This window comes from Acetobacter pasteurianus subsp. pasteurianus LMG 1262 = NBRC 106471, from assembly GCF_000285275.1.
Taxonomy (GTDB): Bacteria; Pseudomonadota; Alphaproteobacteria; order Acetobacterales; family Acetobacteraceae; genus Acetobacter; species Acetobacter pasteurianus.
The window spans coordinates 1-11,807 of sequence record NZ_CADO01000067.1; the positions used below are offsets into that span (position 1 = coordinate 1).

Genomic DNA, 11,807 nt, shown 5'->3' on the forward strand with positions numbered 1-11,807 from the left:
CCGGATGGTAATCCACTATCCATTTCGCCAGGGTAGATTTGCCAATACCTAGGTCGGTCGCAATGTGAATGCGTTACAACCCGCTGCTCAACGCAATCTTTACGGCCTCGCGCTTGAAATCTTCCGTATGTTTCATGGTATTTTCGGTCTCCTGATACGAGCTTAAAACGCTCAGATGACCGGCATAAAAACGTTACAAGTCTACTACCTGCATGCTTTTGAGAGCGGCTCAGATCTACGTGCGGGTCTTGCAAAGTGGATCGCCCATTATAATAGGCAGCGTCCGCATACCGCTGGGTGGACGCACGCCTGATGAGGTATATCATACCGCACCAACGCCGTCAGAATGGCGGCATGATATCAATCGGGTATAGAACTTATTCACCCCCAAAAACTTGTCCGAACAAATGGGGCCACTTCTCCTTTCTATTGTATATCTAATGTATGGTCATATTATTGAGTTTAATAAGACCAGTTTTGGGCTCTGAATATAGGGGTCAGAATATCTCGGACGCCATATGCATTCATATGATAATGGCCTGAACCACCTGCTGCATATGTTTGGGCGTATAAATCGTTATCTGTACGGTCAGGCATATTACGAACAGCATTATCACTGACAACACACGCATTAGCGATACAGAGATTAAAAATTTTCAGCCGATTGTAGCCAGCCCATGCAAGCTGCGGTGTAAAAGGGCCACCAAAGCGTATAATCCCAGCATCGTAAACATACTGATAGCCAGTGCCCAATGCATTCAGATGTTCAGGCTGCCAATCTGTATGTGACAGGGACTTCCATATTGAAAAGACCAGTCGGCTTCCTTTTAGCATGATATTAAAAAGGAAAGGTGCTTCTGGAACAGGAATATTTGTAACCTGTTTTCTTTCTTCATCAATATGTGTGCCATCACTCCATGTGTAGCTTATGTGGCCGCTTTCATCATTGAAAAAAACATGGAAACGGTTGGAGTAAGGCGCATGGAATGTAGATGAACTCCGAGGTCCAAGATCAATGGAGAGAAATGCGGTTTTTCGTTCTAATTCAAAAGAAATAGCAAAGTCTGTACAACAGTCAGCTGAAATACCATTTTCATTCTGGCATGTAGGAAAACGCCAGGAATTATGTGGGGTATCAGAAACATATGTCCCAAATGCAGGCAGATTTGTATCTGTTTCAGGTGTAATGCGTGTCAGGGTAAGTTCGCAGGGGTCAAATCCATCGCGCCGCATACTATGCCACCGGTGAAAATCCAGGTAGCCTAAGCCTTCATGTTGGGCGTAAGTACGTAGCCACTTGATAATACCATCTAGATCATTCTGGTAAGTTTGGCTGCCATAATTATTAATAGTGGAAGCTTGTGAAGGCTGGTGCGTCAAACCAAGGATGATGGAGGGTGGGTTCAGATGATTCCGAAAGAAGGCAACCAATTCCCGAACATCAACGGGATTGAAGTTTCCGACATCATTTCCTCCACTATGCAGCAAGAGTAAATCTGGTTGGTAATATTGAACGGCTTCCTTCCAGTTTTTACCTTCAGGCGGATTGATCCATGGGGGAGGGGGGGTCGTATTTGCGTTCATGTCATGCCATGAACGGCCCCCGGCAGCCGCATTGATAAATGAAAATTTTACATGCGGCAGTTGTTGTTGAAGTGTTTCAATCCACGCGAAAGTAGCATTTTCGGTATGGGCGACCATATCGCTGGCGGTAGCAAAAATACTGTCTCCCATAACAACTACAGTAGCGTGGCCCTTACGGCACGCATTGTGAAATGCAGTCAGGTGCTCTGCACGCACTGTTGCTGGGAACATGCTAGGGGAAGGGAGGAATAAAGGATGCACAGCCTTGCGGCGACAGTTTTGAACAGTTGCATTGCCTTGCAGGATAACCTGATTTGCCGCACCTAGCCCGTTTCCGTGCGTGTTTTCCATAATATACGTATTTTGCTGGTATTGGAGAGTTTTTTCAGATGCTTGCTGCGCCTCTGTGTTGGCTTGCAGTAAAGTATCCACAGAGACAAAATGCTTTTTATGGCCGTGCATCTTTCTTCACTCTTCAATATGGCTACAGAAATATTCGTCTTACTTGCTTTATGAAATAAGACGAATATTTTTAATATATTTTAGGAAACACTTATAGATTGAGCGATGACATCTTTTAAGTTGGTATCTGTGATCGTCTCATAATCTTTTTTTAGGCTATCTTGTAGCACTTCAAGTTGAATATTCTGTCGTAGGAACTGCATATGGATGGCAGTTGAACTCTGTAGGAATGTATCACTTTCGTAGAAAACAGTTTGTGCAAATCGATGCCAAAAAGGACGATCTTGATACAGCGTTGAAAGAATGGGATCTCGGATGATTTGTAGAATGAGATCTTTGGCATCAAAAGCACGCGCAACGGCACGTGCGCTACCTGCAAAGTAACGGTCACCTACGCCTTCAATCCAGTATGCTTGCGGATCAAAATCACATACTGCTGCAGGCCCTTCTAGCGTAAGGGCAGCGGTTTCCCGAGCAAGGTTGATAAGCGAAGAATGCTCGAACAGAACATCTGGACGTACAAGAGCCATTGTACCAATGGGCATGCCAGATGCTTCTGTAGCTTGGCGTGCCAGATCATAAAGAGCGGCAATGCGGTGCCACATACGTGCCTGATTTTCTACGCCAGAACCGGCATTTTTGTAGAAATTACGAAACTCGCGTCCGATTTCGTCCAGATAATGGTTTTCTGTAGAAATATTTATAAAAATATCTTTGGGATCAAAACCATTTTCTTTGGCAATGTCCAAAATAAGCTCAGGACTTACCTGTTCGTTGGAATAAGAGGCTTGTTGGATAGCCTCTGCTGTATGTGGAAGACGGTTACGTAAATCTGCCAAAGTATGAATGGCAAAGGTACTTAATATACGCGTTAGAGGGGCAGGAAGGCGATGTATGAACTCGCTTGCAGGACTTCCATCCTCAATTTTTTTCTGGCCGGTCTGATCCCATGTGGAAATACCGATGCTGACGCGTTTTCCTTCGTTTCGCCAATGCTGGGTATCATTGTGCAAATACTGCATAATGCGGGAAAAGCTGCCGCGTGGATCGCGCATTTGCCCAAACACGCCAATGAAAAGATGGTTTTCTCCACCTTTTTCGGGGAAAATGGCATGGCGAGGCTGCTGGAGAAATGGCACGCCAGGGATACGACTGTTTTCCAAGCATTTTCTGTATCTGGAAAGAACCTCTGTGGCCCATACATTGATGTTTACAAGAACGCTAAATTTAAATGCTTCCATGTTGCCTTTCTGGAATTCCCGGCAGAAAGACGAGTTTAAAAAGATATCGAGGCATTCAAGAAATTTATTTCTATAGGATGGGTGTTTTTGAGAAAAAATATCAAAGTATTTTATAAAAAGTGGATGGTTTGCCAGTGTGGCAACAAGATAATCTTCCTGTTGTAATATGGTGTCAATTTCGTTTCTTTTTTCAAAAGAAACGGCAAGGTGGAAGATAATGGCACCTCTATCAGCATCCAAGTTTTTGATATGTGAAGCCAAGAATGAAATAGTTAATCCACCCACATCTGTATTGGGTACAGGGGTGTGCCACATGATTTGCTCAATTTCGTGGCGGAAACTGCGAGCATCTTGTCCGGCAGGCCGGATTAAGCCGGAAATCAAGGCATTAAGAGAATGCGGTTCCATGTTCCATCCAGAAGGGGGAAGGCTTTGGTGCTTAAGGAAGTGAGAGTTGATTTCCAGAAGAGAGCAACACAATTTTCGGGTAAGAGTTTCCCACAACCCATCAAATGGCCACCAGCTTTTACGCAGAGGGAGGGCATTATAGATTGTCAGAGCTTTAATGAAGTTTCCTGCTTGACGGTAGGTTTCAGCTTCAATCAGCCGAATGACGGGATCTTGCCGGATCGGCGCGGGCAAGCTTTCCAGAAATTGTAATTGAAAATCGGTATCAATTTTACGCGTAACATTGAGCAGACTAATTTCAATACACAAGCGCTGACTAAGGCCAAAAAAACTGGCAATTCTATTTAGAATAATAAAAATATCGCGGTAATTTTCGTCTGTTACGTGCTGGATAAGACCTTCTATTATTTTTTCCTGCAGCACGGAAACATCGTGAGGGCATTCTTTGTCGGTTTCTGAATAAATAAAGGCTCCATCGACTATACGAAGGAAAGCGTCCTGTATTTTGCCCGCATTAACTAGATCAAGTACTTCCTGCCTGTTTTTTAAAATTGCGTCATAATCCATTTCAGTCGCCTTATGTTATTCCCTCTAGATAAAAGAATAGATACAAAACTTATAATCTTTACGCTAGAGGTCACTTTTGCGGGAAGAAATTGAAAGAAATGGTTTTTTACCAACGAATTTCCGCCACATGCAGATAGTAGGGTAAACAACAGAAACATGGAGAATGTTTCTGTTGTTTGTTTTTCTTATGAGGATATCTGATTCAGAACATCTTGATATTCTTTGGGGACACCACAGAATACAATGTCATTTTTATTAATGAGATTATAATATATATTATCACCGCGTTTGATTAAGTGATTATATAGTGGCGCAATATATAATTCGGGCATGGATGGGTTTTCTTTTTCTTTTTCCAGCGCCCATAGAAAATCAGATGCACGGGTAAAATAGTACAAACCATTACAGCAAAGATCAGAGATAGGATCTTTTTCTGTCGTGCGTGCAACAAGTGGTTCGCTTTTATCCTTGGCTGGCCCGACGTAAGACCAGTTCTGTCCGCTGCCTTTAAATACTTCAAGATACCCATCGGCATGAGCAAACCAAGGTTCAGAAGGAAAAGAGAAATTCTTTCTGAATGTATCAATATTAAAGATACACAATGGCGTTTCGAGAGGTGTGCCGCTTTTCAGAACACCAAGCTGGACAGTTTCTGCCTGCCCTTGTGTAGAGGTGTCTAAAATAACAATTTGAAAATCCTTGATGCCGAGTTTGCGACATTCTGATTCAATAAAGTTTTTTGTACCTTTTACATCGCGTGCAATAAAAATAAACTTTTCAGTTTCAAAGTATTTTTTGAAACTTTCAACCGCAAGGGCAAAAACTGTCTGTTCGCCAACCGGCAGCATATATTTTGGGAGTTCATAGCCCGCCTCGGTGAAGCGGCGGGACAGACCAGCCATGGGTATGACAATCATAGGTAATCTTCCTTATATACACTGATAAAGACGTGCAGCATTGGCAATAAAGGCCTTCTGCCGGTCTGGCCTATCAGCGTGCAGCGGTAGCATAGAGACAAATAGCAAAACAGTTAAAGACTGAATCTCAAGTTTGTTGGTTTCGGCAGGAAGTCGTTGAAGAAAATCTTCCTGCACCCAATTGTGATGAGGACCAGATGGGAAGGAGAGATTAAAGTCGTAAGGTGTCTTTCCTTCAAATTGATAGTGACCCGCAATAATCAGGTCGTATAATCCACCAAGGGAATGCCACAACTTAGCCAGGTCATAGCGTATATCTCCAAAAATACTTGAACCACTTCCAGGAATATATCCGCGCGGATCAATAACACAAATACGGCGTGCCCGAGAATTATATAGGATATTACTTAAGCAGAAATCTCCGTGCATAACGCTTGCATTTTTATTGGATGAAAGATCAATATTAGCGATCATTTCATCACTTATCTGCTTAAGAGAGGGCAAAGATTTCCCGTTCAGGTTAAGGGGTTGGTTTACATCAAAACCTGTCGCGGCTTCGTAATGGGCAAGACGATCATATGTTTTGTCTGTCGTAAGCAAACGAAGGATTTCGTTCCCTTTTATGTCCGGTGTATTTTGTGTTCCGCAAAGAGAAAGAAAATCAAAGCAGGACGTTAAAATACTCTGCCATGTTGCTTTACCAATGCTGGAAAATACAAACAGCTCGGAAAGGGTAGGCGCATATTCATATTCGATCGTATAGGAGCCTGCAGAATGATCTAACAGGCGTGCTGTAAATGGCTTAATATCAGCCGGAACATTATTGAGCCATGCGGCTTCATCCCGCATTTTCGCATGATCATCGCTCGATTTGCGGACAATACGGTCATCAATGTAAAGGGAGTTAAAAGCCCGTTGAGTTGTTACAGCTCGGCGAGAACGGAAATAGGTCTGGAGATGCCCGAAATCATACCAGGTTTGTGGGTAGACAGCTCTTACCGTATGTTCCTGTGCATATAAGGATAGTCCTTGTACAAAATTCCCGCCAGCACGGGTAAGGGTGCGCACAAGGTGGCGCGGTTTGGAGAAACTGAAGTAACCGCACATAATGGGCTGAGACTGGGGAATATCGGCTTCGAGCTGGATGGTCTGTACGCTGGTAACTGTGTGGTCCTCTTGAACAGTTACTGAGGCCCACGCGTAGTCATCGCCTTCTGCCTGAACGGCTATACTGTCTGACTGCGAGATATCCAACCCGTCCACCAGTGTATCGCCATGCAGGAGATGAAGTGTGCTGGCTGATGCATCAATATAGTTAAGCGCATAAATTATGGCATTGCCCAAAGACAAATGACTTGGCACCCGAACAATAGTGGCTCCAAGTTGGCGGAGCCTTTGCATATCATAATGGGGGACAGTGAAATCTTCCGGAAGCGTAAGATAGACATCTCCCAATGACTTGAGGCTGTCAATTTGGGTCTCATAAAGCCGGGATACACCCATGGGCAGAAATGACGGCGGAATATAACCAAACTCAATGGCTAATTCCGGATCAACATATGCGCTAGATAAAATGAGAGAAAAAGATGTCATGTGATATTCTGTCAGTTAAGAGCCAATTTTTAGAAGCTGTTTAATTTCTTCTGGAGAATATTTTACAAACTCATCTGGCCGGAGGGCTTTGTCATCAACATAAAATCCTTCTGTGCCACACCAAGGTTTGCCTACGTAAATTTCATCAAATGGAATCTCGTGCTGGCGTAACCAGTCAATAATTACAGGCAGTGTGTTGGCATTTATTTTACCTACGTTGCCATTATAAGTGCGCACATTACGGGCCGTTTGAATAACAATTTCAAAACCCTTTTGTTTGTACTCTCGCAGGCGTTCTACAACGTCGATATTAGGTTCTTTTTCCGAATAAGACTTGGATGCATCTGTAAGTGTAAGAGTGTCATCAAGATCGATAATAAGTCTTTTCACGTTGTTAATGCCTCCAGAAGATCCTACCGATCTGTTTAAGTTTTAGCAGTTACATAAAAAATTCAATGGATTTCAACGTAACCTGCCAGTTATTTTTCGCAAAGGAGTAGTTTTGTTACTGTTCAATCCTTAGGTGGGGAATGGATTTCAAGTTCTTGTAACATAAGGATTGCTTTTCGGAAGATGCCCTGCGGGCAAGCGTAGTGTTTCTAGGTCGTTATTGGCATCAACAGGAAGAAAGCCTGCACGAATATAAATATTACGCGTTGCGGTGGCCTCAGCATTATTGGGAATTGAAACAGTGATATCTTTTTCCCCATACTGATTGTAGATGATTTGTGCGGCTTCTGTAAGTAGAAAGTTTTCAATGCCCAAACCTTGTACGCGCGCAGATAAAAGGAAAATTTGTATATCGTGCTTTCGGGCAAAAATTGCGCCTGCAATTCCATAATCAGCAAATCGGTCTTTTATTGAAAAGGCCAGCAATATGTTTCCCTCTGATTTCAGCCACATATGCATATCTTCTGCTGCGCATTCTGTGCGGTTGATAATTAGAGATGCTTTTGCCAATTGTGAAATATACGGAAACAGGTCTGTATCTTCACTTGTAATCCGATGGCTAGAGACCTGACATTGCATTGCAAGCAGCAAGCTTGACATATTTATTGTGGCGTCAATGTGGGTTTCGGTTTCGGTTTCGGTTTCGGTTTCGGTTTCGGTTTCGGTTTCGGGCGCAAGAATGGGCATTAGTAAATTATTTTGCGTATAGGCTTGGGTTTCAGCCGCCCATAATAAAATGCGTCTCAAAAGATATGGGTTATTTCCAATAATACGGATATCCGGTTCTGTTTTGGCAAGAACTGCGCATCGTGCAGCAGATGCTTCCACCACAACAATCTCAGCAGGTTTTAGCTTCAGTGTGTCGCATATTGTACGAATGGCTTCATTTACAGGAGTAGAGCCGAGTTCAACACAATCAAAATCTTCTAGTGACAGAAATCGTGGTTCTATAATTTTGTCCCACAAAGTGGTTACAGTTTCTTTGTCGCTGTCAGCACAAAGGGCAATGGCAATGCCGCGCCCGCGCAAATATTGAATGGTTTCCCATAGGCCCATTGGCCACCCATCCTGGCGGGGAAGGGGTTGACCTGGGTTATCTTCAGTCAGACAGCCACGCCATAACGTATTATCCAAGCCGAAAATAACAGCTTTTACAGCATCCGTGTGGCGGAGCGTGCGTAAGCCCCATATCATTTGTCGGAATAGAAGAGTTCCAATAGCGGCACGTTTGCTGGGATAAAATGTTTGAATATCTGGAATTGGGGTGTCTCGTTTAACTGTTCCAAAGTCATCCCAGTCTTGAAACATAATGCCATTATGAGTGTAGAAATATACGAGATCGTCCTGAAGGTAACGTTTGCCAACAATTGAACTGACAGCATCCAGATCAAGCATACGCATATCCGGATATTTATTGAGAGCACCTTCAAGTTGGGTGTTAAGTTGCTGAACAATGTCGCGCAGTGAAAGAGATATTGTCGCAGATCTTGTGTAGGGAACAGGCTGCTGTTGTGGGGTCAGAAAATTAGTAACAAGCAGAGGAGTTTTTGCCTGTGTACGAAAATCAGCAATATGTTGAACAAATTGCTTTAATGTTGCATGCCCGTTGGCGAGAACATGATCTCCAAAACCACTGGTATTAAACCGTTCTCCCCACACAATATCATCGCCCAGAACAGAGCGTAGGGAAGGCTGAAGATATATGAGATCATATTCTTCTGCCGAAACGGGGAGTGCTGTTAGCAAAGGGGCCACATACTCATACGGCACGAAGTCAAACTGAATATCCGGGTGCTGCTGCGTAAGTTGTTCGTGGCAAAGTGCTGCAATACTGGAGCCAATAATCAACACCCGTTTTAGAGCAGAAGATGTGCGTTCAAGGTCAGAAGGAAAGACAAATTCCGCATCATCAATGGATGGCGTGCTACTGTTCTCTTTCGTGGGTTGTGGAGAAGGTACATCATTCTGGGAAGTATCAGAGGGTAACTGTTTGGGGTCCTGTTCTTCCAGAAGGGCTGAAATGTTCCCGCATGGATCTTTTAGGGCCACAACCATTCGGCCATCTGTTCGATATTCAATATTGACAGATTGCCATAGCAAAGACGCATCATGGTCGAGAAAAAGGAGTTGATGGTTTTCAATCCGCCAAAAATGCACATCAACATCTACAGAGCTTTTTACATGCCCAGAAAGGCCAAGAAAAAGCTGACATGGCTGTGCTGAAGATGAGGCTGGAGTAAAAAGCCAGATTTTTTCTGTAAGTGCCGGAGATAATGAAAAGGGCAACCCGCGAAAAGTTTTTGTTTCCAGCATTTTACTGCCCTTATCTAGTGAAAAGCTTCCTGAATACAGTTACCTGCTATTTCTATAGGCTTTTATAACACTTATCCGATTTTATCAAAATCGATAGTGCAACTTTCCATGGGCTCATTATGCGCGATTTTATGAAATCTTTATAAATAGACAAAGGGAGGAAGTCACAAAGTGACTTCCTCCCTTTTTACAAATCAAAGCAGTTTTTGATTTGTGCGGCTTAGAAGTCCATACCGCCCATGCCACCCATGTCAGGGCCGCCAGCCGGAGCAGCTTTCTTTTCCGGGCGTTCAGCAACCATGGCTTCCGTGGTGATCAGCAGACCAGCAACAGATGCTGCATCCTGCAGAGCCGTGCGGACAACCTTGGCCGGGTCGATAATACCGGCTTCAACTAGGTTCTTGTATTCGCCTGCCTGAGCGTCGAACCCGAAGTTGTAGTCGCTGTTTTCCAGCACCTTGTTTGCGATCACAGCGCCGTCTTCACCAGCGTTGTGAGCGATCTGGCGCAGAGGAGCCTGCAGAGCGCGGCGGATGATGTCACCACCAACGCGCTGGTCATCGTTGTGGTAGTGCAGGCCTTCCAGCTTCAGCGTAGCGCGGGCCAGAGCCGTGCCACCACCCGGAACAATGCCTTCTTCCACAGCAGCGCGGGTTGCGTGCAGGGCATCGTCAACGCGGTCTTTGCGTTCTTTCACTTCCACTTCGGTGGAACCACCAACGCGGATCACGGCAACACCGCCAGCCAGTTTGGCCAGACGTTCCTGCAGCTTTTCGCGGTCGTAGTCGGAAGAGGTTTCTTCGATCTGTGCACGGATCTGCTTAACGCGACCCTTGATGTCATCGGCTTTGCCAGCACCATCAACAATGGTGGTGTTTTCTTTGTCGATGTGCACTTTCTTGGCCGTGCCAAGCATGTTCAGGGTAACGGTTTCCAGCTTGATGCCCAGATCTTCGCTGATGACCTGACCACCCGTAAGGATAGCAATGTCTTCCAGCATAGCCTTGCGGCGATCACCAAAGCCCGGAGCCTTAACAGCAGCAATTTTCAGGCCACCGCGCAGCTTGTTGACAACCAGAGTTGCCAGAGCTTCACCGTCAACGTCTTCTGCAATGATCAGCAGCGGACGGCCGGACTGAACAACGGATTCCAGCAGTGGCAGCATGGGCTGCAGGGAAGACAGCTTCTTTTCATGGATCAGGATGTAGGGGTTTTCCAGATCCGCTGTCATCTTTTCCGGGTTCGTCACGAAGTACGGAGAAATGTAGCCGCGGTCAAACTGCATGCCTTCAACAACATCCAGTTCTGTCTGGAAGTGCTTGGCTTCTTCAACCGTGATCACGCCTTCGGAGCCAACTTTCTGCATGGCTTCGGAGATCATCTGACCGATTTCAGATTCACCGTTTGCAGAAATCGTACCAACCTGAGCGGTTTCCGCCGGGGTGGTTACTTTCTTAGCGTTCTTCTTCAGCTCTTCGATCACAACGGCAACAGCCTTGTCGATCCCGCGCTTCAGATCCATCGGGTTCATGCCAGCGGCAACAGCCTTGTGGCCTTCACGCACGATAGCCTGAGCCAGAACCGTAGCCGTTGTGGTGCCGTCACCAGCAATGTCGTTGGTTTTGGATGCTACTTCACGCAGCATCTGAGCGCCCATGTTTTCGAACTTGTCAGCCAGTTCGATTTCCTTGGCAACGGAAACACCGTCCTTGGTGATACGGGGAGCACCGAAGCTCTTGTCCAGCACCACGTTACGGCCTTTGGGGCCCAGCGTTACTTTTACAGCGTCAGCCAGAATATCCACACCGCGCAGCATACGCTGGCGTGCGTCTGCACCAAACTTTACGTCTTTGGCAGCCATTGAATTTCTCCTGTGAAGATCGTTCTGAAATTAAAATGCGGATCAGCGCAAAATCAGGCGGTTACCACGCCCATGATGTCGCTTTCCTTCATGATCAGCAGCTCTTCGCCGTCGATCTTCACTTCCGTGCCGGACCATTTGCCGAACAGGACGCGGTCACCAGCCTTAACATCAAGCGCCACAATCTGGCCCTGTTCATTCCGGGCACCCGGACCAACTGCAACCACTTCGCCTTCCATAGGCTTTTCCTGAGCTGTGTCAGGAATAATGATTCCGCCAGCGGTCTTCTGTTCGCCTTCAAGGCGACGGACAACTACCCGGTCGTGTAAGGGACGAAACTTCGTCATTATGGATCGCTCCACATTCATTTTTGGGATGGTGCCCTTAACAGAAAGCAGCCCCATCCGCTTT

8 protein-coding genes and 1 pseudogene are annotated in these 11,807 nt (G+C 45.4%); 1 reads left to right on the forward strand and 8 read right to left on the reverse strand.

The features are described 5' to 3' along the window. Window positions 1-205: 205 nt before the first annotated feature. Window positions 206-374, forward strand: a pseudogene (locus APA10_RS14640) (integrase core domain-containing protein); the annotation flags it as partial. 88 nt (window positions 375-462) lie between these two features. Here the strand turns inward: APA10_RS14640 and APA10_RS09635 are convergent. The 8 genes from APA10_RS09635 to groES all read right to left on the reverse strand — a co-directional run bounded on the left by APA10_RS09635 (window position 463) and on the right by groES (window position 11,743). Continuing rightward, window positions 463-2,046: an SGNH/GDSL hydrolase family protein gene (locus APA10_RS09635; protein WP_003631153.1), complete on the reverse strand. Its 1,584-nt coding sequence runs from the start codon at window positions 2,044-2,046 to the stop codon at window positions 463-465. Between the two features lie 80 nt (window positions 2,047-2,126). Beyond that, window positions 2,127-4,262, reverse strand: a complete 2,136-nt coding sequence (locus APA10_RS09640) for a hypothetical protein (RefSeq protein WP_035367599.1) — start codon at window positions 4,260-4,262, stop codon at window positions 2,127-2,129. A 185-nt stretch (window positions 4,263-4,447) separates the two neighbouring features. Beyond that, window positions 4,448-5,179, reverse strand: coding sequence for a glycosyltransferase family 2 protein (locus tag APA10_RS09645; RefSeq protein WP_035366674.1), 732 nt, complete (start codon window positions 5,177-5,179; stop codon window positions 4,448-4,450). A gap of 12 nt (window positions 5,180-5,191) precedes the next feature. Then, entirely contained in the window at window positions 5,192-6,772 is a 1,581-nt protein-coding gene (locus APA10_RS09650) for a phosphotransferase (protein WP_003631141.1), read from the reverse strand. 15 nt (window positions 6,773-6,787) lie between these two features. Next, complete coding sequence (locus tag APA10_RS09655; RefSeq protein ID WP_003631140.1) at window positions 6,788-7,162, reverse strand: HAD family hydrolase; 375 nt, start codon at window positions 7,160-7,162, stop codon at window positions 6,788-6,790. Window positions 7,163-7,309: 147 nt separating this feature from the next. Then, window positions 7,310-9,535, reverse strand: a complete 2,226-nt coding sequence (locus tag APA10_RS09660; RefSeq protein ID WP_035367601.1) for a hypothetical protein — start codon at window positions 9,533-9,535, stop codon at window positions 7,310-7,312. A 220-nt stretch (window positions 9,536-9,755) separates the two neighbouring features. Further along, entirely contained in the window at window positions 9,756-11,396 is a 1,641-nt protein-coding gene (gene groL, locus APA10_RS09665; protein ID WP_003625762.1) for a chaperonin GroEL, read from the reverse strand. A gap of 53 nt (window positions 11,397-11,449) precedes the next feature. Beyond that, window positions 11,450-11,743: a co-chaperone GroES gene (gene groES, locus APA10_RS09670; protein ID WP_026019247.1), complete on the reverse strand. Its 294-nt coding sequence runs from the start codon at window positions 11,741-11,743 to the stop codon at window positions 11,450-11,452. Window positions 11,744-11,807: the final 64 nt, after the last annotated feature.